The 19,842-nt window shown below is 59.0% G+C and carries 20 protein-coding genes and 1 tRNA gene; 16 read left to right on the forward strand and 5 right to left on the reverse strand.

The window, feature by feature from the left end; all coding sequences use genetic code 11:
• Positions 1-25: 25 nt before the first annotated feature.
• Positions 26-640: a tetratricopeptide repeat protein gene (locus A3K90_RS09975; RefSeq protein WP_303682463.1), complete on the reverse strand. Its 615-nt coding sequence runs from the start codon at positions 638-640 to the stop codon at positions 26-28.
• 209 nt (positions 641-849) lie between these two features.
• Between A3K90_RS09975 and A3K90_RS09980 the strand changes: the two genes are divergently transcribed.
• Both A3K90_RS09980 and A3K90_RS09985 read left to right on the forward strand, forming a co-directional pair.
• Complete coding sequence (locus tag A3K90_RS09980) at positions 850-1,029, forward strand: copper chaperone (protein WP_303682464.1); 180 nt, start codon at positions 850-852, stop codon at positions 1,027-1,029.
• 53 nt (positions 1,030-1,082) lie between these two features.
• Positions 1,083-1,826 carry an NYN domain-containing protein gene (locus tag A3K90_RS09985; protein WP_303682465.1) on the forward strand — a complete coding sequence of 248 codons (744 nt, stop codon included), beginning with the start codon at positions 1,083-1,085 and terminating at the stop codon, positions 1,824-1,826.
• Between the two features lie 58 nt (positions 1,827-1,884).
• Here the strand turns inward: A3K90_RS09985 and A3K90_RS09990 are convergent.
• Positions 1,885-1,959: transfer RNA gene (locus A3K90_RS09990), tRNA-Asp, on the reverse strand.
• Positions 1,960-2,088: 129 nt separating this feature from the next.
• Between A3K90_RS09990 and A3K90_RS09995 the strand changes: the two genes are divergently transcribed.
• From A3K90_RS09995 to kdsB, 4 genes are read left to right on the forward strand one after another with little or no spacing between them, the layout of a single operon-like run.
• Entirely contained in the window at positions 2,089-3,432 is a 1,344-nt protein-coding gene (locus tag A3K90_RS09995; protein ID WP_303682466.1) for a citrate synthase, read from the forward strand.
• Positions 3,433-3,485: 53 nt separating this feature from the next.
• Positions 3,486-3,773 carry an Asp-tRNA(Asn)/Glu-tRNA(Gln) amidotransferase subunit GatC gene (gene gatC, locus A3K90_RS10000; RefSeq protein WP_303682467.1) on the forward strand — a complete coding sequence of 96 codons (288 nt, stop codon included), beginning with the start codon at positions 3,486-3,488 and terminating at the stop codon, positions 3,771-3,773.
• Between the two features lie 7 nt (positions 3,774-3,780).
• Positions 3,781-4,086: a DUF167 domain-containing protein gene (locus tag A3K90_RS10005; RefSeq protein ID WP_303682468.1), complete on the forward strand. Its 306-nt coding sequence runs from the start codon at positions 3,781-3,783 to the stop codon at positions 4,084-4,086.
• Complete coding sequence (gene kdsB, locus A3K90_RS10010; RefSeq protein ID WP_303682469.1) at positions 4,083-4,838, forward strand: 3-deoxy-manno-octulosonate cytidylyltransferase; 756 nt, start codon at positions 4,083-4,085, stop codon at positions 4,836-4,838. The genes A3K90_RS10005 and kdsB overlap by 4 nt, the downstream gene beginning before the upstream one ends.
• Here the strand turns inward: kdsB and xseA are convergent.
• Positions 4,827-6,035, reverse strand: a complete 1,209-nt coding sequence (gene xseA / locus A3K90_RS10015) for an exodeoxyribonuclease VII large subunit (protein WP_303682470.1) — start codon at positions 6,033-6,035, stop codon at positions 4,827-4,829. The genes kdsB and xseA overlap by 12 nt on opposite strands.
• A 468-nt stretch (positions 6,036-6,503) precedes the next feature.
• Between xseA and A3K90_RS10020 the strand changes: the two genes are divergently transcribed.
• From A3K90_RS10020 to A3K90_RS10050, 7 genes are all read left to right on the forward strand, one after another.
• Positions 6,504-7,475: an SPOR domain-containing protein gene (locus A3K90_RS10020; RefSeq protein ID WP_303682471.1), complete on the forward strand. Its 972-nt coding sequence runs from the start codon at positions 6,504-6,506 to the stop codon at positions 7,473-7,475.
• A complete protein-coding gene (gene bchY, locus A3K90_RS10025; RefSeq protein ID WP_303682472.1) occupies positions 7,456-8,712 on the forward strand; it encodes a chlorophyllide a reductase subunit Y in 1,257 nt (418 codons plus the stop codon). The genes A3K90_RS10020 and bchY overlap by 20 nt, the downstream gene beginning before the upstream one ends.
• The gene (locus tag A3K90_RS10030; RefSeq protein ID WP_303682473.1) at positions 8,709-10,775 is read left to right on the forward strand and encodes an ATP-binding protein; all 2,067 of its coding nucleotides are present in this window, start codon (positions 8,709-8,711) and stop codon (positions 10,773-10,775) included. Before bchY ends, A3K90_RS10030 begins: the two co-directional genes overlap by 4 nt.
• Positions 10,776-10,807: 32 nt before the next feature.
• On the forward strand, positions 10,808-12,166 hold the full coding sequence (locus A3K90_RS10035) for a sigma-54-dependent transcriptional regulator (RefSeq protein ID WP_369690421.1): 1,359 nt from the start codon (positions 10,808-10,810) through the stop codon (positions 12,164-12,166).
• A gap of 224 nt (positions 12,167-12,390) precedes the next feature.
• The gene (locus A3K90_RS10040; RefSeq protein WP_303682475.1) at positions 12,391-12,660 is read left to right on the forward strand and encodes a hypothetical protein; all 270 of its coding nucleotides are present in this window, start codon (positions 12,391-12,393) and stop codon (positions 12,658-12,660) included.
• A 69-nt stretch (positions 12,661-12,729) separates the two neighbouring features.
• Positions 12,730-13,110: a hypothetical protein gene (locus tag A3K90_RS10045; protein WP_303682476.1), complete on the forward strand. Its 381-nt coding sequence runs from the start codon at positions 12,730-12,732 to the stop codon at positions 13,108-13,110.
• A 7-nt stretch (positions 13,111-13,117) separates the two neighbouring features.
• Entirely contained in the window at positions 13,118-14,212 is a 1,095-nt protein-coding gene (locus tag A3K90_RS10050; protein ID WP_303682477.1) for a hypothetical protein, read from the forward strand.
• A 22-nt stretch (positions 14,213-14,234) separates the two neighbouring features.
• Here the strand turns inward: A3K90_RS10050 and frr are convergent, their stop codons facing one another.
• On the reverse strand, positions 14,235-14,795 hold the full coding sequence (frr, locus tag A3K90_RS10055) for a ribosome recycling factor (RefSeq protein WP_303682478.1): 561 nt from the start codon (positions 14,793-14,795) through the stop codon (positions 14,235-14,237).
• A gap of 48 nt (positions 14,796-14,843) precedes the next feature.
• Positions 14,844-15,071, reverse strand: a complete 228-nt coding sequence (gene rpmE / locus A3K90_RS10060; RefSeq protein ID WP_303682479.1) for a 50S ribosomal protein L31 — start codon at positions 15,069-15,071, stop codon at positions 14,844-14,846.
• 80 nt (positions 15,072-15,151) lie between these two features.
• Here rpmE and recG point away from each other — a divergent pair, with 80 nt between their 5' ends.
• The 3 genes from recG (at position 15,152) to A3K90_RS10075 (ending at position 19,753) form a co-directional block, all read left to right on the forward strand.
• Positions 15,152-17,263 carry an ATP-dependent DNA helicase RecG gene (gene recG / locus A3K90_RS10065; RefSeq protein ID WP_303682480.1) on the forward strand — a complete coding sequence of 704 codons (2,112 nt, stop codon included), beginning with the start codon at positions 15,152-15,154 and terminating at the stop codon, positions 17,261-17,263.
• 52 nt (positions 17,264-17,315) lie between these two features.
• Positions 17,316-18,287: a ribosome small subunit-dependent GTPase A gene (gene rsgA / locus A3K90_RS10070; RefSeq protein WP_303682481.1), complete on the forward strand. Its 972-nt coding sequence runs from the start codon at positions 17,316-17,318 to the stop codon at positions 18,285-18,287.
• A gap of 92 nt (positions 18,288-18,379) precedes the next feature.
• Complete coding sequence (locus tag A3K90_RS10075) at positions 18,380-19,753, forward strand: NAD-dependent succinate-semialdehyde dehydrogenase (protein ID WP_303682482.1); 1,374 nt, start codon at positions 18,380-18,382, stop codon at positions 19,751-19,753.
• Positions 19,754-19,842: the final 89 nt, after the last annotated feature.

Consider the following 19,842-nt stretch of genomic DNA (forward strand, 5'->3'; position numbering starts at 1 on the left):
TATCAGTCGGCATTGTAGTGCCTGTTCACGGCTTTTGGCCGTCCGGCTTTCCCCCTTTCAGATGGCTTTGCAGAGAAACGGCAAGATAATTGTTTTTATCCAGAAGCCAGTCATAAATCTGACGGGCTTCTGCCATCCTGTCGAGATGTGTGAAGCATACGGCAAGGTTGTAGTGGGCTTCGGTGAAGGAGTGGCTGTTTGCAATCGCCGCCTCATAGGCCTCTGCAGCACGGCCGTAGTCTTTCAGCTGCATGAGTGCGTTGCCGAGGTCGTAGTTCCGCAACGAGTCCGTTGGCGCGCGATCAAGATGCTTCCGGAACCAGTCGCGAGCCTCACTGTAACGTTCCTGGTTGAAGCGGACCGCTCCGAGGGAGTGGTATGCCGCATCAAGCTCCGGATTGATCTTCAGGGCTCCGCTGTATGCCTCTGCTGCCTCGTCATAGCGCTTTGCGCGCGCAAAGGCGTTGGCAAGGTTCATGAGGGCTCCGGTGTCACCCGGATGCTGCCACACTTCCTGCTGGAGCGAGCGGATGTCATCATGCGGTTTCGTGCAGGATGAGAGGACGGGAAGCGCCAGAAGGCCGATGAAGATAAGGACCCTCTTGAACAGGGTGCGCGGCTGCGGCGTGGTTCGTTTCATGGGCCCTCTGGCTTGGTCGAAATGAGCCGGACCCCATTCTGTTTCAATCAACGTGCGGGGGAACGGTAAATAGCAAAATATACACACACGGCTGATCTTCTGCCAAGGAAAGATTTCGTGATGGTCCGCCGCCATTGTACCTTACCGGTAAAGGCAGAAACGAATTCACAGCGGTGCGGCATGAAGAAGGACGTGAGGGTAGAGGGTAGTTGGTTGCGGTGGTTGTGATCGGTTCGGTGAAGGATGCACTGATGGAGCTTGATGGCGTATCAGGTGCCGGGGCTACCTATCTGGAGAACGTGGTCCGGGTGGACTTCGATCCTGACATGATCAGCATTCAGGCCAATATGCCGGTCATCGGCAAACCGGGGCTCAGGGTCGTGCAGTGAGACCGCTTGCCGGCAGGGAAACAGGAACACATTTGACAGGGGAGAACAATCCAATGGCAGAGGAGAGATCGGACCGGCTGGCGGTGCTCATTGACGCCGACAATACCCAGCCTTCCATCATCGAAGGGCTTCTGGCTGAAATAGCCAAATTCGGCACTTCGAACGTCAAGCGCATCTATGGAGACTGGACTTCAACGGCCCTGAAAAGCTGGAAGGAGGTACTGCTCGAGTACTCGATCCAGCCCATCCAGCAGTTCGGCTATACGAAAGGCAAGAACTCGACCGACAGCGCCATGATCATCGACGCCATGGACCTGCTCTATACGGGGCGTTTCAACGGGTTCTGCATCGTTTCGAGCGACAGCGACTTCACCAAGCTTGCTGTCCGCATACGGGAAGCCGGCCTGACCGTCTATGGCTTCGGCGAGCAGAAGACCCCGGGACCCTTCGTTTCAGCCTGCGATAAGTTCATCTATACCGAGGTGCTTCGCGCCAAAATAAACGAGAACGAGCCGATAAAACGGAAGTCGGCGGCTGACCTCAAGCAGGACACCCGTCTCGTCCGCCTCCTGCGCAACGCAGTAGAGGCATCATCGGACGAGGCGGGCTGGGCCCATCTGGCGGCCACCGGAAGCAACATTGCCAAGCAGTCTCCGGAGTTCGATCCGCGCAACTACGGCTACGGAAAACTTGGAGAACTTATTGCCGCAACCCAACTGTTCGAGGTGGATGAACGCATCGGCGGGGACGGGCAGTCGAAATCAATCTATCTGCGCGATAGGCGGAAACGAAGCTGATGGAGGATGTCGGGGCGGAAATGAAAAAGGCCCCTCGGGTGGGGACCTTGTTTCCTTGCGGAGCTGACGGGGCTCGAACCCGCGACCTCCTGCGTGACAGGCAGGCGCTCTAACCAGACTGAGCTACAGCTCCGTGAAAGAGTTGTAAATGTAGGCAGTGGCCCTCTGAAATCCAAAAAGTATTTTCCTTTTTTTTCTGAGTATATTAACCGCCCGGGGACGGCCTCCTCCGGCTACTTTCAAGGACGTAACCAATCACGCAATGACCACTGTAAACCCTTCGGGCTCGCTGACAGTAACCGACAACCGTACGGGAAAAACCTATGACATCCCGGTGGAAAACGGTGCATTCAAGACGATGGATTTCCGTCAGATCAAGCTATCTGATGATGATTTCGGCCTTCTCGGCTACGATCCCGGATTCCTGAACACCGCGTCCTGCAAAAGTGCCATCACCTACATCGACGGCGATCGCGGCATCCTCCGATACCGGGGGTATCCGATCGAGCAGCTTGCCCAGCACAGCACGTTCCTCGAAACGGCCTATCTTCTCATCAAGGGGGAGCTGCCGGACAAGGAGCGCCTGGCTGTCTGGTCCTACAATATCCACCATCACACCATGACCCACGCCAACATCGTGAAGTTCATGGACGGGTTCCGCTACGATGCACATCCGATGGGTATCATGGTCGGTACCGTGGGTGCGCTATCCACATTCTACCCGGACGCCAAGAATATCATGAATGAGGACTCCCGCAAGCTTCAGGTGCGGCGTCTTATCGGCAAGATTCCGACGCTTGCAGCCATGAGCTTCCGCCACAGCATGGGCTTCCCCTATGTTCTGCCGGACAACGACTTGAGCTACCCCGGGAACTTCCTCTCTATGATGTTCAAGATGACGGAGCATAACTACAGACCGAATCCGGTGCTTGAGCGTGCGCTCGACGTGCTCTTCATCCTCCATGCCGACCATGAACAGAACTGCTCGACCAATGCGGTGCGGGCCGTCGGCAGCTCCGGCGTCGATCCCTACACAGCCGTTGCCGCCGGGTGCGCCGCCCTGTACGGCCCCAAGCACGGTGGCGCCAATGAGGCGGTTATCCGTATGCTGATGGAGATCGGTTCCATCGATAAGGTGCCTGAGTTCATCAAGTCGGTGAAGGCGGGTTCCGGACGGCTGATGGGGTTCGGTCACCGCGTTTACAAGAACTACGACCCAAGGGCGAAAATCATCAAGAAGATTGCCTTCGAGGTATTCGAGGAGACCGGCCGCAGCCCGCTGCTCGACATCGCGCTCGAGCTTGAGCGGATTGCACTCGAGGATGACTACTTCATTGCACGCAAGCTCTATCCGAACGTGGATTTCTATTCCGGCCTGATATACAAGGCGATGGGTTTCCCGCTCGACATGTTCCCCGTACTCTTTGCCATCGGCAGGATTCCCGGTTGGCTGTCGCAGTGGACCGAGCACGTCCAGGACAGCGACCAGAAGATTGCCCGTCCCCGTCAGCTCTATCTCGGTGAGGAAGTGCGCGACTGGATGCCGATAGAATCGCGTCCGAGGAACCGGATGGATGAAAAGAAGCTGGATATCTGCCGGCTGTAGGACCGGCGGGAAGTTTTTTTATTTATTACGAACGAGACTATACCCTTTTAATTATGTCGGTTAACAGAAAAGACGTCGATTACATTGCTGAACTTGCACGCCTCAGCTTCACTGATGAGGAGGCTTCAAGAATGACGGACGAGCTCAACAGCATCCTTCACTATGTCGAGAAGCTCGGCGAACTCGACACCGAAGGTGTGCTGCCGCTCAGCAATATCCATGACCAGAAGAACGTACTGCGCGACGATGTGGAGCGGCCCTCAATATCGAACGCCGAAGCGCTGCAGAACGCGCCCGATCGTCAGGACCGGTTCTTCAAGGTCCCGAAGGTGATCGGATAGGACGGCTGTGGTCGAGTTCCATGAAAAGAAGGGCAATGCGGTCTTCGGCGTGCGGGTGCAGCCCCGTTCCTCGAAGACCGCTGTTTCCGGTCCATATGGCAACGCCCTGAAGGTTACCCTGAAAGCAGCCCCTGTCGATGACGCTGCCAACCGCGAGTGCTGCCGCCTTTTCTCGAAACTATTCTCCATACCCGACTGCCGGGTATCGATTGTTTCCGGAGCTACGTCCCGAACGAAAAGCGTGATGCTTGAAGGGCTCTCGGCAGAAGAGGCCCGCAGCATCCTTCGAAACTCCTCCATCCCCGGACTATGAACGCCGTCATCCTCATTCCCGCCCGCCTCGATTCCAGCCGTCTTTCCCGCAAAATGCTCGCCGACCTTGAAGGTGAGCCGCTCATCGTGCGTACCTGGAGACAGGCCCTCCGCTCACGCCTCGCCTCACGGGTGGTCGTGGCTGCCGACAGCCCTGAAATCGCTGCGGTGCTTGAGCCCCTCGGAGCCGAAGTGGTGCTGACATCGCCAACGGCCTCCTGCGGCACCGAGCGGATCGCCGAGGCGGCCCGCAGCATTCAGGCCGATGTCTTCCTGAACCTTCAGGGTGATGAGCCGCTTATCAGCCCGGAGAACATCGACCTCGCCCTTCAGCCGTTTTTCGATGCTCCCATGGGCTCCGTCCTTCCTGACTGCACCACGCTGGTGTTCGCGCTCGGCCCCGATGACCGGGCCCAGATTGATGACCCGCATGTTGTGAAGGTGGTGATGGATAGTGAAGGCCACGCGCTGTACTTCTCCCGGAGCCCTATCCCGTATGTCCGGAACAGTTCCTCTTCCTTGAGGTTCTACCGTCATGTGGGGCTGTATGCATTCAAGGCCGATGTCCTTCAGCGCTTTGCTGCGATGCCGGTGTCGATGCTCGAGGCGGCCGAGTCGCTGGAGCAGCTGCGTCTGCTGGAAAACGGGTTCCGGATCCGTTGCGTAAACACAACCGTCGACAACCCCGGAGTGAACACTCTGGAAGATCTGGAGCTTGTGCGGAGCATCCTTCGCCGCGGCTCAAGGGCGTGAGCGCAGCTTTCCGGTAAGCGATGCCGGAATCGTACCGTCATGGAACCATATCTCCACGGCCTCGCCCTCTTTGAGCGAATGGCCGTCCGTAACCACTTTTCCCTCTTTCTGTACAAGGGCATAGCCACGCTTTAGGGTTTTGCGGTAATCAAGCAGGTTGAGGTGGCAGATGGCTGCCTCGTTGCGCTGCAGGGTATCGCGGTAGGTGCCCTGCAGGCTCCTTGCCATCCGTTCGCGCATTCCTTCTACCCGTTCTTCAAACTGCTGCAGCATGCTCAGCGGGCGGTTGAACGCGTAGCTGCCGCGGATGGAGTCGACCTCCCGTTCCGCCCCCTGGACTTTGGCCATGACCAGGCCTGCCTGGGTGGCTGAATGCGATGCAATATGGCGCAGCAGTTCAAGGCTGTCGGGGACGGCCAGTTCCGCAGCGATCGAAGGGGTGCCGGCTCGCAGGTCGGCCACCATGTCGGCGATGGTGATGTCGGTTTCATGGCCGATGGCGCTGATGACCGGGATGGCGGAGCAGTGGATTGCTTCGGCCACGCTCTCCTCGTTGAACGCCTGCAGGTCCTCCATGGATCCCCCGCCCCGGGCGATGATGATGACATCGGGCCGGTTCCGGGTCTCTCTATTGAACCATCCGATGGCTTCCCGGACCGACAGGGCGGCCTCCCGTCCCTGCACCTTGACCGGGTAGAGACGGAGTTTTGCCGAAGGGTACCGGCGTGAGAGCACGTTCTGCATGTCTTCAATCACGGCGCCGGTCGGCGAGGTGATGAGGCCGATGGTCTCGGGAAAACGGGGGGGCATCTTCTTGATTTCATCACTGAACCACCCGAGCCCGGCGAGTTTCCGGAGGAGTGCTGCAAATGCCAGCTGCAGGGCTCCCTCGCCCTCCTCGGTGAGTGAAGAACAGATGAGCTGGTAGCGGCCTGCCGGAGGGTAAAGCTCAAGCCGGCCTTCGGCAATGACGCTCATTCCATCCTCTATCGTGGTCTGTATGCGGGCAGCGGTATGTTTCCAGATGACGGCGGGAATCTGGGCCCCTTCGTCCTTGAGGGTGAAATAGATGTGCCCCGAACTGTGCTTCTTGCAGTTGGAGACCTCCCCCTTGACCCTTACGGCCGGGAATATGGATTCGAGTTCGCCTTTGATCCGCTTGGTCAGTTCGCTGACTGAAAGTGTTGTTTCCGCCATTGATTCCCCGGGGTGGATGGGTTCTGAAAATCGCTGTACAGGTAAGTAAGGAAAAAAAATGCATCGTGCGCGCTCTTTTCCTGCCTGCCATGCCTTCGGAAGGATTTGCTGTGTCTGCGGGGGGGCATTACGATGAATTCTGCCGGATACGCCTTTGAGGCTGTTGCCGGGACCAGATCCCCCGGACCATATCATTCGGACCTTTTTGAGGATAGAGCACCAACCGGTGCATGTGCATGTTTGTCGGGCAATGCCGAGCAGTGCGAATGTCGTTGTTTTTTCTCCTGAGGCCAAGTATATAGGTTGGTAGGCTGCGCCAGAGGGTCGGGGGCACCATCAGCTCCAGACTTGAGTGCAGTGGCGGGCTCTCTCATCGTGGCAGGAATCTTCAGTCTTCTGGCCGGAGTGGATGTCAAACGGGTATGTGTTATATTGGGTTTCATTTACGGCAATCACCCCATTTTCCCTATGGCTGCAACTGACTGCATAGAGCGCATCGCCGGCCTTCTCGCCCTTGACGAGGGCGCTGCAGGAAGCCTCCTCGCCCGTTTTTCCGCGGCGATGTCGGCCGAGCTTCTTGAGCGTGGCTCGGTGGCCATCAGGGGACTCGGCTCCTTCAGGATCAGCTACTCTCCTCCGCTCAGGGAGGCTTCAGAGAGCGGATGGGTCTACACCGCACCCTCGAACGCCGTTCTTCACAGCCGCCGGGCCGGTCGCGATCAGACCCGGGACCTGCTCCGGACCCGTCTGCAGATGGACGAGAGCAATCTGAAGCGGACGTCGAGGGCGATGCATAAGGCATTTTCGGGGGCGCTTGACCGCAATGAAGCCATCATCCTTCCGGGGTTCGGCCGCTTTACGGCAGAGGCTCATGGGCACGCTGTCTTCCGTCTTGAGCCCGGCCTTCTTCAAATCATCAACAGTGACTATCAGGATCTGCCTTCCATCGGGATGGCTACCCCGTTGAAGCAGAGGCGTTTTGCTTCCCTTGCCGGTGTCGCCGCTCTCGCTCTGGTCTGTTTTGCGGCGGGTTTTTTCACAGTCCGTTCCGCCATGGTTCCGGACCTGCCCCGTCTGCCGGCGGGCGTGTTCCCTCCTCAGGAGCAACAGCTGCCCGTGCCGCAGCCGGCTCCGGTTTCCGCAGTCGTTCCGGATGAAGTACTGCTTGATGAGGGGGAGTTCACCATTGTACTGGCCACCTTCACGCGGCGAATGACCGCCGAAAGGGAGCAGGTCCGGTTTGATTCGGCGGGTGTCAAGGCGGTGGTGTGGCCTGCACGCCAGGACGGTCGTGACTACTGGCGTCTCCGGACCGGCCGTTACCGGTTCCGGAGTGAAGCGGTCGAAGCAATGCGCGGCTTGCCGCAGCGGATTGCCGGTGGAGCATATATACAAAAGGTCATTAAACGGGTTGTCTCCCATGGAGAAAAAGAGCTGTAAGGCACTGCATCCGCAGTCGATGTGTCCCGCATTCGGGGGGCTGAGGGTCCTGACGAGGATCGATGGTTCCCAGGTCTGTCTTGCTGCCGACCAGGGGTGTTTGTACGGACTGACCTTCGTGTCGCAGTTTTACGCGGCCCGCAAGTCCATAATCTCCCCCGGGCTGATGAATGCAGAGATTTCCGGCGGCACGATGATTGATGACCTGCGCAGAACGGTCGAGGAGATCGCCCTGGACCCTTCGGTCCGGCTGATCCCTGTGGTCAGCACCTGCGTTGCAGAAACGGCCGGCATCGCCGAGGAGCTGCTGCCGCGTCGGGCGGGCAACGCAGAGGTGGTGCTTGTGCGGCTGCCGGCCTTCCAGATCCGTACCCATCCCGAAGCGAAGGACGTGACGGTTGCAACCCTGCTTGAGCGGTTCGGTGATTTCAAGGCCCCTAAGAAACCCCGTTCCGTCGCCCTCATCGGTGAAATATTCCCGCTTGACGCCATGACGGTCGGAAGCATCCTGCAGAAGATCGGGGTCAGTTCCGTCGTCACCCTGCCGGGCACGTCGATTGAGGATTACCGGGAGGCGGGCCAGGCCGAGGTTTTTGCCGTGCTTCATCCGTTTTATGAAAAGACGGCAGCCCTCACCCGTTCGAATGGCGGCAAGATTGTCGAGGGAAACCCGATCGGTGCCAATGCTACAGCGGGATGGATTACCCGCATCGGGCTTGCCCTCGGTCTCGACCCCGAAACCGTTGCCGCCGTTGCAGAGGAGGAGGCGGCTAAGGTTCGTGAGGTGATGGAGCGCTTCAAGGCACTTGAGGGGAGGGTAATCGTTGCCGGATACGAGGGTAATGAGCTTCCGGTCGTGCGCCTGCTGCTTGAGGCGGGGCTTGAGGTTCCCTACGCTTCGACCTCCATCGCCAAAACTCCGCTCTGTTTGGAGGACGACAGGGTGCTCTCGATGCTCGGCACCGAAATCAGGTACCGGAAGTTCCTTGAGGATGACATGCAGGCGGTGGAGGAATATGCTCCCGATCTTGTCATCGGCACCACCTCGCTCGACAGCTTTGCCAAAGAACGTGGAATTCCTGCCATCTACTATACCAACAACATCTCTGCCCGTCCTCTCTTTTTTGCTGCCGGAGCCGCCACGGTGCTCGGCATGTTGGACGGTCTGCTGAAGCGTAAAGACGCATGGCAGGTTATGCGGGAATACTTCGAGGGGACCCGGCAGGGGCTTGCATGAGACGGATAGATCCGTCCAGGAAACACCTGCTCCTTCTCCATCCGGCCTATCTCGGGGGCATCTTTTCCTTTCTTATCATCGTCTTTCTCGGCTCGACCATTTTCGAATACCGATACCGGCGGGCCGAGATTGAGCACATGATGCAGGAGGAGGCATCTCTCCTCATTCATGCACTGACGGTCGGTGCTGAAAACGCCGTTGAGGGCTACAATGGGAACCGTACGATTTTGACCGGCAGCCTCCTCGGAAGGCTTAGGCTGCTTGACCGGATTGACCGCCTGAAACCGCTCACATCCCGTACCCTTGCCGACATTGCAGGAACCGGCGGTATGTACCGGATCAACGTGTTCGACAGTACGGGCCGGCGCATTGCATGGAACGTCCCGCCAGACCATGCGCCCTCGCTTCATCACCGGGATCCGAAGCGGGAACTGGAGCCGATTCTGTCCGGCAGGGTCGACTCGCTCGTGCTTGGCATCAGGGAGAGTGTATCGGACCGGGGTCCCCGGCTCATCGCCGCCATCGCCAGAAGCCGGGGCGGCGCCATTGTCGGTAATGTCGATGCATCCGGGTTGCTTGAGCTTCGCCGAAGTATCGGGGCCGGGAGCCTGATACGGAAAATCGGTGCCGGCGAGGCGGGTATCGACTACATCATCTGGCAGGATACTACAGCGATTCTGGCAGCGACCCCAAACGTGTCGGGCGCCGATCCGCTGCTTGCCGATCCGGTGCTTGCTCTTGCCTTGAGGGCCCGGAAGCCGACAACTCGTATGACCGAATTTGACGGAAGAACGGTGTTCGAGGTCGTCAACCCTTTCTATTATCACGGCAAAAATGTGGGCCTGCTTCGCGTCGGGCTCAAAACCGACCATTTCAGCGCGGCCTTCGCCAAGCTCCGCAACCGGTTTTTCATGATGCTCGGGCTGCTCTTTTTCGGGGGACTTGCCCTGTTCAATCTGGTGATCACGAGGCGAGACAGGGCCCTTGCCGCCGGGGCCTATCAACGGGTAAGTACTTTTTCCTCGTCGATGCTCTCAAGCATGGCTGATGCGGTGCTGTCGGTTGACGGTGCGGGGATCCTCACCCTTCTGAACGCTGCTGGTGAGCGTCTGTTCGGGGTTAGGGCGGATGAGGTTCTGGGCAGACCTGCCGCATTGCTCTCGTTGGAGCTTGCATCGCTTTTTGCCGAGGCTGCTTCAGGTGAGTCTCTTTCGATGAAACGGGAGTTCCGCTACCGGGTCGGAGGGCGTGAGCATGTTCTTGAGGGAAGCTTCAGCAGACTCTCCGGGGGAGAGGGTTCTGCGGTTGGAGAGGGCATTGTTGTTGTGCTGCGTGACCTTACGGAGCACCATGCCATGCAGGAGCGTCTTGAGCGCCACGGGAAGCTTACCGCGATGGGGGAGCTGGCTTCAGGGGTCGCCCATGAAATCCGTAATCCGCTGAACGCCATCGGTCTCATCGCCCAGCGCCTTGACATTGAGTTCACCCCGAAGGAGGACGAAGCGGAGTTTCGTCACCTGCTCCGGACGGTTGTGTCCGAAGTGCATCGCCTTAACGCAATCATCCAACGGTTCCTTGGCTTCGCACGACCGCCTGCGCTTGAGTTGGTCCCGGCTGATCTGGCCGCATTTGTTGCCGACTATCGGGCGGTGCTCGAGGGGGAGGCATCGGACAAAGGGGTTGCCTTCAACCTTTACGGCGAGCCGGGGACCATTGCCATGATCGACAGGGAGCAGATGCGGCAGGTACTGCTCAACATCGTCCGCAACGCCGTGGAGGCCACACCCCGCGATGGCGCTGTGTCGGTTGCGGTGTCAAGAGATGCCGGGATGGCCGTAATTGATGTTGCCGATACCGGCAAAGGTACAACTCCGGACGAGCGCAAACAGATGTTCAACCTCTACTTTACGACGAAGGACGAAGGGACCGGCATGGGGCTGAGCATCGCGAGCCAGATTGTGCAGTCACACGGAGGGACGATCGTGGTGGAGGATCGCCCCGGGGGCGGAACCCTGTTCAGGATTCTCGTTCCGACGGCCCCTTTCTCGGCCGAAGTTTCCTGAAACTGCTACCCTTAATGCATAGAGAGAACAGCATGGGATATACGATTCTTGTCGTTGAAGACGAACGGGTGCAACTTGAAAGCGTTGCAGGATTTCTTCTGAAGCAGGGCTACAGGGTCCTGACTGCGGACCGTCCGGACAAGGCGCTGGTCATTGCAGGTGAAGAGGCGGTGGACCTTGTGCTGAGTGATTTCAGAATGCCGGGCATGAGCGGTGTGGAGCTGCTTGCCGGACTGAAGCAGCTTAATCCCGACATTCAGGTCATCATCATGACCGCATTCGGCAGTGTCGAATCGGCGACGGAGGCAATGAAGCTCGGCGCGATCGACTACATCACCAAGCCTGTCGACCTGCATCGGCTGATGGTTATGATCCGCAACACGCTCGAGCGGAGGCAGCTTGCCAGCGAGAACAGGCAGCTCCGGCGTGAACTGGCGGGAAGAACGGGGATGGCGGGCATCGTGTCGCAGTCGGCGGCCATGAACCGGGTGATGAGTATTGCTTCAAGGGCGGCATCAAGCAGCGCCGCGGTTCTCATTACCGGTGAAACGGGAACCGGCAAGGAGCTGGTTGCCCGGGCTCTTCACTACGGGGGAGAGCGGAGAGACGGACCGTTCATTGCCGTCAACTGCGCAGCTCTGCCCGAAACCCTTCTCGAAAGTGAACTGTTCGGCCATGAAAAAGGCGCTTTCAGCGGTGCTGACAGGCAGAGGAAAGGCCGGTTCGAAGCTGCTGAGGGAGGGACCCTTTTCATCGACGAGGTTGGCGACATACCCCAGCCGCTGCAGGTAAAGCTGCTCCGGGTGCTGCAGGAGAAGACTTATGAGCGGGTTGGCAGCTCGTTGTCCCGCAAGGCTGACGTGCGCATTGTGGCAGCCACCAACCGCGATCTCGAGGCGATGGCTGCAGACGGGACCTTTCGCAGCGACCTGTACTACCGCCTGAATGTGGTTCCCGTCAGGATCCCGCCGCTGAGGGAACGGCGGGAAGATATCGGTCCGCTCATAGATGTTTTTCTCGAACGCTTTTCGGCAGAAAACAGCAAGCCTTTATGCGGGTTATCGCGCGAGGCGCTGGACCTGCTCATGAAATACCCGTGGCCGGGCAATGTCCGTGAACTTGAAAACGTTATCCAGCAGGCTGTCGTGCTCTCCCGTGGAGATACCATATACATGGAGGAGTTGCCGATGAGGGTCCATGAGCCGAAGGCTGATGTCGCCTCCGCAGCTGATGGCGGGTTCACCCAGCGGGTCGAGGCGTTCGAGCGTGCGCTCATCCGCGAGGCGTTGAGGGATGGCGGCGAAGTACAGACCAAGGCGGCGGAGCTGCTCGGAATAAGCGAACGCCACCTTCGCTATAAACTGAAAAAGTACGGTATGAAACCCGGCTGACTCAGACCATGGTTCGACCATGCGGTCGAACGGGCGACGGCATGGTCGCTGCAGGCGGGGGACAGAGCAGCTCGGGGTTGGTGTGGTCTCCTTATTCCGCGTGCTTTTGCGGGCGAATGATGGCGAATGACGGCGAATGACGGCGCTGGCACGGATATTGATGGAATATGGGCGGACAGGGGGATTTCTTCTCCCTGCACGTGAACCAAAAAACATATGCTCCCATGAACAAAATCATCCGTTTTTCGCTCGTTGCCCTTGCCCTTGCGGCATTCCTGCCCTCCGGAAGCCTGCAGGCAAAGCAGTGGTTCGGAGAGAACCCCCTGAAGCAGGTGCTCGGAATCGGCTTCACCGATGCCGATCTTGACGGCTATAACGACAACGCTCCCGATGCCGACGGCGACGGCATCCCGAACGGTCAGGATCCGGATTATGTGGCTGTTCCCACCGGAACCCCGACGGCAGAGTGTGACGGTACCGGCAGGCTTCGCTGAACCATCCATCCGGAGCGGCAGCAACCCTGCTGCTCCGGTTTTTATTCCATTGCAGATGACTCTGCCACCATGAACGCACCGACAAAACATCTTCTGATTTTCATTCCGGCTCTCTGCTTGCTGCTTCTGCTCCCGGGTGCCTCTCCCTCCGGTTCCGCCGTGGCTGTACCTCCATTGCTCGCTGAAAGCAGCGGGGGTGGTGTCCGTCATGAGGGGCGCCTGCGCTTCAAGGACGAGGACGGGGACGGTATCAACGACCTCATCAGGGACAGCGACGGAGATGGCATTCCCGACGGTCGTGACGGGGATGGCAGCGGACCCGGAGACTGGCGGTTTCGGGAAGGGGGCCTGCAGGGGGATGGCCGCAGCATTGAGCGCCAGGGCAACGCGATGAGGACGGCTCCTTCGTCCGGTCGGCCGGCCGGAAGCGGCGGCGGCAGCAGAAAATGACCCGGTGATGATCATCTACCCCCTTTCGGCAACAGCAGCCCTGCTGTTTCTTGCGCTTTGTCCTTCAGGTGTTTTCGCTCTTGACCGGTGGGATGTTTCCGCATCCGTTTCAAGTAGTGTTGAAGAAAACATATCCCACACCGCTGGCGGTGAAGATGATATGGTCCAGACATTCTCGGCCGGCATCGCTCCGCACTGGAAGTGGCCGGGTTGGGAGAGTGAGCTTTTCTACGATGGCACGATGGTGGACTTTTCCCGTCACAGCGAAAGCTCCTATGCCGTCCACAAAGCCGGTGCTACCCTCTACTATTCTCCGACGTCCGCCATCCGGGTTCGTGGCGGCATGAATCTCGCTGTTCGGGAAGCCGGCGGTTCGACGGACATGTATGATTATACGGGGAGTGGTCTTTATTGTGACATGCAGTTTCCGCTCTCCCTTGACTGGACGGCCCGGGGCGGCCTCAGCCGCCAAACGAGGGACTACCGGATGATCAGCGATCTTGATAATAGGGAATCGCTTGCTTTCTTTGGTTTAGAGCACCGTTTTCAGGGCGGGGCTTCTCTCGGATTGAGTGCTGAGGCGGGTGCAAAGGACTATCTGGGCAGAGAGGGCCCCGAAGCATGTCAGCTCCGGACCTTCATACGCGTGTCTCTGCCGTTGGCTGAAGCGACCGGTCTTCGGCTGAGGCTGGTTGATCGGCTCAATTTCGGCGGTGATGCACTTGTTGCTGCAGGTATTGCCGAGGATGGCTACATGATCGAGGATCTTTATGATGATCCCTACAGCTACGAAAGTCTGGAGGCGGACGCCATGGTTTCGCAACTGTTGTCGGGCGGAGTGATGCTGCGCATCGGTTGCGCTGCGAAATGGAAATCTTATGATCGGGCTGTGCTGGATGCAGCGGGTGCTCCGCTTGCGGACCTGCGTGAGGATGCATGCCTGGAGGTGTCTATGGGGGCTGAGAAGACCCTCCGCCTCAACAGGCAGGGTACGCTTTTAAAGCTTTCTGCGGGGTGGTATGTGAACTGGAATGATTCGAATGACGCACTCTACCGATACCGGGCCTCATCGGCCGGAGTGGGGGCGGAGCTGGAGTTCTGACGGGGAGGGGGGAGTGGAGGTCTCAGACCTCCATGATCTCCTTTTCTTTCTGTGCAATCAGTTCGCTGATCTGTTTCTCGAAGCGGTGCAGAAGATCATCGGCTTCTTTCTTCCCGCGGTTGCGGTCATCTTCACTGATGGCCTTCTCTTTTTCGAGCTTTTCGATCTCCTGGATCATGTCGCGGCGATGGTTGCGCAGGGAGACTTTCGAATCCTCGCCGAACTTCCTTGTGAGCTTGACGAACTCTTTGCGGCGCTCTTCGGTGAGCGGGGGAATTGATACCCTGATGCTCTGCCCTTCAGCGGCGGGGTTCAGGCCGAGGTTGGCGTCGCGGATTGCTTTTTCTGCGGCAGAAACCATCGATTTGTCCCAGACCTGCACAAGGAGGGTGTGGATATCGGACACTCCGATGTTTCCGACCTGACGGAGCGGCATTGTCTGGCCGTAGGCTTCCACCTTCACCCTGTCGAGCAGGGCTGTTGTGGCCTTTCCGGTCCGGATCGAAGCGATTTCATGCTGAAACGCCTCGATGGTCTTTTTCATTTTCTGCTCGCTCTTCTGGCTTACCTCTTTGACGCTCATGGCTGCTGGGATGAGTTGGTGCGGGTTTGCTCAATAGCCGGGACCCGATTATTTTGCCTGTGCCTGGGCTGCTGTTGATTTGGCGAAACGCTTGTTGAAGCGGTCGACGCGTCCGGCGGTGTCGACGAGGGTCTGCTTGCCGGTGTAGAACGGGTGGCAGTTGCTGCAGATGTCGACCTTGATGGATGGCCGGGTGGAGCGGGTCTCGAACGAGTTGCCGCAGTTGGCGCACACAACGGTGACTTCAGTGTACTTCGGATGGATATCAGATTTCATGTCGGTCGTTGACTTTGTTTGTACTATACAATAAGGGTGCTAATATACAAGAATTCCATTCCAGTTCCAACCAAATTGCCATGGCGGAAAGTTCTCCCTTCTCTTCCCTGAAAGGGATGGGTCCGAAAAAAGTCGCAATCCTCCAGGACGCGGGTCTCAACTCGTTCGAGGACCTGTTCGAGCTGTTTCCCCGGAGATACCTTGACCGTCGGGCGATGACGCCCGTCAGGGCGCTCAGGGCGGGGGAGACAGCCACGGTGGTCGGAACCATTACTGCGGCCTCGGTTGATACAGGCCAGCGGGGGCGCTCCCGGTTCCGGGCGACCCTCTCCGATGGTTCGGGGACGCTGGAGTTGACCTGGTTCAGGGGCGTGCGTTATTTTGCACGTGCCGTTATCCCCGGCTCGGCGCTCGCGGTGCATGGCAAGGTCAGTTATTTCGGTGCGAAGCCGCAGATGCAGCATCCCGACTTTGACCGGCTCGGCAGCGACCGTCATGATGAGGGGGGGAGCGATTTTTCTCTCTATAATACCGGCCGTATCATTCCTCTCTATCCGACCACTGAGGCCATGAAGCTGTCGGGGCTCGGGTCCCGCCAGCTACGCTCCCTCATAGCCCAGGCGTTTGAGCTCCGTCCACCGGGCGCGAGGGAGAATCTCAGCCGGGCGCTGCTTGATTCGAACGGACTCATGCCGCTTTCCGAAGCGTATCGGGAGATCCATTTCCCATCCTCTCCGGAGCGCCTCGAGCTGGCAAAGCGTCGGATGAAATGGACCGAACTTTTCTACGCGCAGCTGCTCTTCGCACTCCGCCGCCATACGGCCCGCCATCTCCGCCAGGCACCTGTATTCACCCACTCCGGGGAGCATACCTCGCGGCTTTATGCATCCCTTCCCTACGAACTGACCGATGCGCAGAAAGCAGCAATACGGGAGATCTACCGGGACCTGCGGAGCGGAAGCCCAATGCAGCGCCTCCTGCAGGGTGACGTGGGCTCCGGGAAGACTGCCGTTGCCATGTTCGCCATGGCGCTGGCCGCCGACAACGGGCTTCAGTCGGTCTTTATGGCTCCGACTGAGATTCTCGCAGTGCAGCACTGGCTCGGCATGCGGCGTTTTTTCGAGCCGCTCGGCCTTGAGGTTGCGCTTTTCAGCGGCCGTCAGCCTAAAGGGTTGCGTGAGGAACTGCTCCTGCGGCTCCGCGAAGGGGAGGTGCATGTTGCTGTCGGGACCCATGCGCTCATTGAAGATTCGGTCCGATACCGCGAGCTCGGTCTTGTCATCATCGATGAACAGCACCGGTTCGGGGTTCTCCAGCGCAAGGCCCTGCAGGAAAAGGCCCGGAACCCCCATGTCCTGTTGATGACGGCTACACCCATTCCGAGAACCCTCACCATGGGCGTCTTCGGTGATCTCGACGTGTCGGTGATCCGCCAGATGCCGGCCGGCCGTCAGCCAGTGAAGACCATCGTCCGCCCCGATTCCGAGCAGGCGAAGGCCCACCAGTTCCTCCGCCGGGAAATCGCGGCCGGCCGTCAGGGCTACATTGTCTACCCGCTTGTGGAGGAGTCGGAGAAAATCGACCTGCAGGCTGCCGTGGAGAGTTTCGGGGAGCTTTCGGGCGCGGTATTCCCGGATCTCAGGCTCGGCCTCATCCACGGACAGATGAGCCCCGAGGAGAAAGATGGGGTCATGCAGCGATTCCGTTCCGGGGAACTTCATATCCTTGTCGGCACGACGGTCATCGAGGTCGGTCTCGACGTTCCGAACGCGACCGTCATGCTGGTCGAGCATGCTGAGCGCTTCGGGCTTGCCCAGCTCCATCAGCTCAGGGGCAGGGTCGGGCGTGGAGAACATCCTTCACACTGCATCCTTCTTTACCGGAAGCTCACCGAGGATGCCCGGGAGCGGCTTCAGGCAATGGAGTCGACCAACGACGGGTTTGTTATTTCCGAAATGGACGCACGGATCCGCGGTGCCGGCAACGTGCTCGGCAAAGAGCAGTCGGGGAGTCTCAGTGGATTAAAGATTGCGGACCTCAGCCTTGATTTTGATATCATGCAGTCTGCCCGCAGTGCGGCCTTCGCTCTTGTCGAAGCGGACAGCCGGCTTGAACGGCAGGAAAACGAGCCGATCCGGCGGTGGTATATGCAGCACTTCGCCGGTCGCCAGACCCTTGCCGATATCGGATAGGGCGAGGATACGGGATGGAATGCCATATTGAACGATACAACGCAACAGCGAGATGAACCCTGAAGAGACCGGCGGTACCCTTTCGGCAGCACTCCCGGCCTGCATGGTCGTCGAAGCGGCAGGCGCCTTCTATATGGCCGAAGCGCCGGACGGGACCCTCTACCGCTGCCGCACCATTCCCCTGACGAAAACCGAAAACGAAGGAACCTCCCTTGTCGCCGTCGGCGACATGGTGCTGCTCCGGCTCTCTCCGGGAGAGGGCGAAGTGCCGGAGGCCGTCATCGTCATGGTACTCCGGCGTCACAGTGCCCTCTGCAGGAAGCGGGATATCAGGAGGAACCGGAGCAAGGAGAAGGTGCAGGTCATTGCGGCCAACATTGATCAGCTCGTGGTTGTATCCTCCTCCTTTGATCCGCCGCCGAATCTCCGGCTCATCGACCGCTATCTTGCATTTGCAGAGTCCGAACAGCTCGAGCCGCTGATTGTCGTCAACAAGGCCGACCTTGATCCGATGGGCGATGCCGTCCGAAACATGGAGCTATACCGGGATCTCGGGTTCCGGGTTCTGCATCTGAGTGCGAAGAAGGGCGCCGGCATGGACCGGTTCCTCGCCGCCCTCGAGGGCAGGGTCTCGGCGTTCAGCGGCCATTCCGGAGTAGGGAAGTCGAGCCTCATAAACCGCATCCTCGGCCAGCAGCTGCTCACCACCTCGCGCACCAGCATCAGGACCGGCAAGGGGGTGCACACCACCAGCCGCTCAGTGATGCTGCGCATCCCCGGAGGAGGTCACGTCATCGATACGCCTGGCATCAGGGAGTTCAGTCTGTCGGGCATCAGCCGGGAAAACCTCCGGTTCTTATTCCGGGAGTTCCTTCCGCTCATGCCATCCTGCGCCTTTTCCTCCTGCTCCCACACCGTCGAGCCGGGATGCGCGGTTCGCAGTGCCGCTATGGCGGGGCTCCTGCACCTCTCCCGATACGAAAGCTACCTCGCCCTTTATGAAGGCCTTGAAGAAGGGGAGTGAAGAGAGGGGCTCTCAAGGGTTTCCCGATACCGCTGAAATCCTTACCTTTACAGTTCAACCAGTTTTTTGAGCCCTTGAATCGACAGCTACCCATGATCACCACCATCAATCCCGCTACGGAAGAACAGCTTGCATCCTATCCCGTAATGGATGCCCGGGAACTCTCGGCCCTCATCGCACTTGCCGATATCGATTACCGCAAGTGGCGGACTGTGGCGCCTCTGGAGCGCAGGGCAGCCATGTACCGTCTTGCCGCACTGCTTGAAGCTGAAAAGGAACAGCATGCGGAGATGATCAGCCGGGAGATGGGCAAGCCCCTTTCTCAGGCTGTGGCCGAAGTGAAGAAGTCGGCACTGGTCTGCAGCTACTATGCCGAGCATGCCGAACGGTTCCTGCAGCCGGAAGAGAGCGATCTTGACGGCATGCGGGGCATCGTGCGGTTTGATCCCATCGGTCTGGTGCTCGGTGTCATGCCCTGGAACTTTCCCTTCTGGCAGGTGTTCCGGTTTGCGGTGCCGGCCATCATGGCGGGCAACGGCATTCTCGTCAAGCATGCTCCCAACGTGACCGGCTCTTCGGTCGCCATGGAGTCATTGTTCCGGAGGGCTGGTTTCCCCGAGCATCTCTACCGCGCGGTACATATCGACCTCGAGGATGTCGACCGACTGACGGGTTTCATCATCGATCATCCGGCGGTGAGCGCAGTTTCGGTGACCGGCAGCACGGGTGCGGGGCGCGCCGTTGCCACCAAAGCAGGCCATGCACTGAAACGGAGCGTGCTGGAGCTTGGCGGAAGCGATCCCTACATCGTGCTCGACGATGCCGATGTCAGTGCGGCCGTCAACCACTGCGCCGCGGCCCGCTTGCTCAACAGCGGTCAGAGCTGCATTGCCGCAAAACGTTTCATCGTGCATGCTTCGGTAATGGGAGCGTTCGAGGATCAGCTTCTTGGGCGGATGCGTTCGGCTGTGATGGGTGATCCCTTTGATCCTGCAGTCGAAGTGGGGCCGATTGCCCGTCTGGATCTGCGCGATCAGCTGCACCTTCAGGTGGTGAGGAGTGTTGAGGGAGGAGCAAAACTGCTTTGTGGGGGTTCCGTCCCCGATCGGACAGGCTACTATTATCCTCCCACGGTGCTTTCAGGCGTCAAGGCCGGCATGGCCTGCTACAGCGAGGAGCTGTTCGGGCCGGTTGCAACCCTCATCGAGGCCAGCGACGACGACGAGGCTGTGCATATTGCCAATGATACACCCTTCGGTCTGGGCTCTGCGGTCTTCTCCCGGAACATCGAACGGGCCACGGCTATAGCTGCACGCCTGGATACGGGTAATTGTTTCATCAACGGGATGGTGAAGTCCGATCCCCGCCTTCCATTCGGCGGCGTGAAGCAGTCGGGGTACGGGCGCGAACTTGCCCGCTATGGCATCAGGGAATTCGTCAACGTCAAAAGCCTCTGCATCGCCTGAAGGTGCGGCTATGCCGCGGGCCTTCTTTCCGGCAGAAACCTGCCGTACGTCTGGAAAGAAGGCCCGCGGTACTCTTTTTTTCTCTTCCT

Origin of the sequence: Pelodictyon luteolum (assembly GCF_001622165.1) — a bacterium.
In the GTDB taxonomy this organism is placed as follows: Bacteria; Bacteroidota; Chlorobiia; order Chlorobiales; family Chlorobiaceae; genus Chlorobium; species Chlorobium luteolum_B.

What these genes read in the sequence shown, in the direction of transcription:
- A3K90_RS10040 (WP_303682475.1), top strand. Translation starts at nt 12,391, where the DNA reads ATGAACAAAATCATCCGTTTTTCGCTCGTTGCCCTTGCCCTTGCGGCA.
- A3K90_RS10020 (WP_303682471.1), top strand. Translation starts at nt 6,504, where the DNA reads ATGGCTGCAACTGACTGCATAGAGCGCATCGCCGGCCTTCTCGCCCTT.
- A3K90_RS10050 (WP_303682477.1), top strand. Translation starts at nt 13,118, where the DNA reads ATGATCATCTACCCCCTTTCGGCAACAGCAGCCCTGCTGTTTCTTGCG.
- bchY (WP_303682472.1), top strand. Translation starts at nt 7,456, where the DNA reads ATGGAGAAAAAGAGCTGTAAGGCACTGCATCCGCAGTCGATGTGTCCC.
- A3K90_RS10030 (WP_303682473.1), top strand. Translation starts at nt 8,709, where the DNA reads ATGAGACGGATAGATCCGTCCAGGAAACACCTGCTCCTTCTCCATCCG.
- A3K90_RS09975 (WP_303682463.1), bottom strand. Translation starts at nt 640, where the DNA reads ATGAAACGAACCACGCCGCAGCCGCGCACCCTGTTCAAGAGGGTCCTT.
- A3K90_RS10035 (WP_369690421.1), top strand. Translation starts at nt 10,808, where the DNA reads ATGGGATATACGATTCTTGTCGTTGAAGACGAACGGGTGCAACTTGAA.
- A3K90_RS09985 (WP_303682465.1), top strand. Translation starts at nt 1,083, where the DNA reads ATGGCAGAGGAGAGATCGGACCGGCTGGCGGTGCTCATTGACGCCGAC.
- gatC (WP_303682467.1), top strand. Translation starts at nt 3,486, where the DNA reads ATGTCGGTTAACAGAAAAGACGTCGATTACATTGCTGAACTTGCACGC.
- xseA (WP_303682470.1), bottom strand. Translation starts at nt 6,035, where the DNA reads ATGGCGGAAACAACACTTTCAGTCAGCGAACTGACCAAGCGGATCAAA.
- kdsB (WP_303682469.1), top strand. Translation starts at nt 4,083, where the DNA reads ATGAACGCCGTCATCCTCATTCCCGCCCGCCTCGATTCCAGCCGTCTT.
- A3K90_RS09995 (WP_303682466.1), top strand. Translation starts at nt 2,089, where the DNA reads ATGACCACTGTAAACCCTTCGGGCTCGCTGACAGTAACCGACAACCGT.
- frr (WP_303682478.1), bottom strand. Translation starts at nt 14,795, where the DNA reads ATGAGCGTCAAAGAGGTAAGCCAGAAGAGCGAGCAGAAAATGAAAAAG.
- recG (WP_303682480.1), top strand. Translation starts at nt 15,152, where the DNA reads ATGGCGGAAAGTTCTCCCTTCTCTTCCCTGAAAGGGATGGGTCCGAAA.
- A3K90_RS10045 (WP_303682476.1), top strand. Translation starts at nt 12,730, where the DNA reads ATGAACGCACCGACAAAACATCTTCTGATTTTCATTCCGGCTCTCTGC.
- rsgA (WP_303682481.1), top strand. Translation starts at nt 17,316, where the DNA reads ATGAACCCTGAAGAGACCGGCGGTACCCTTTCGGCAGCACTCCCGGCC.
- A3K90_RS10075 (WP_303682482.1), top strand. Translation starts at nt 18,380, where the DNA reads ATGATCACCACCATCAATCCCGCTACGGAAGAACAGCTTGCATCCTAT.
- rpmE (WP_303682479.1), bottom strand. Translation starts at nt 15,071, where the DNA reads ATGAAATCTGATATCCATCCGAAGTACACTGAAGTCACCGTTGTGTGC.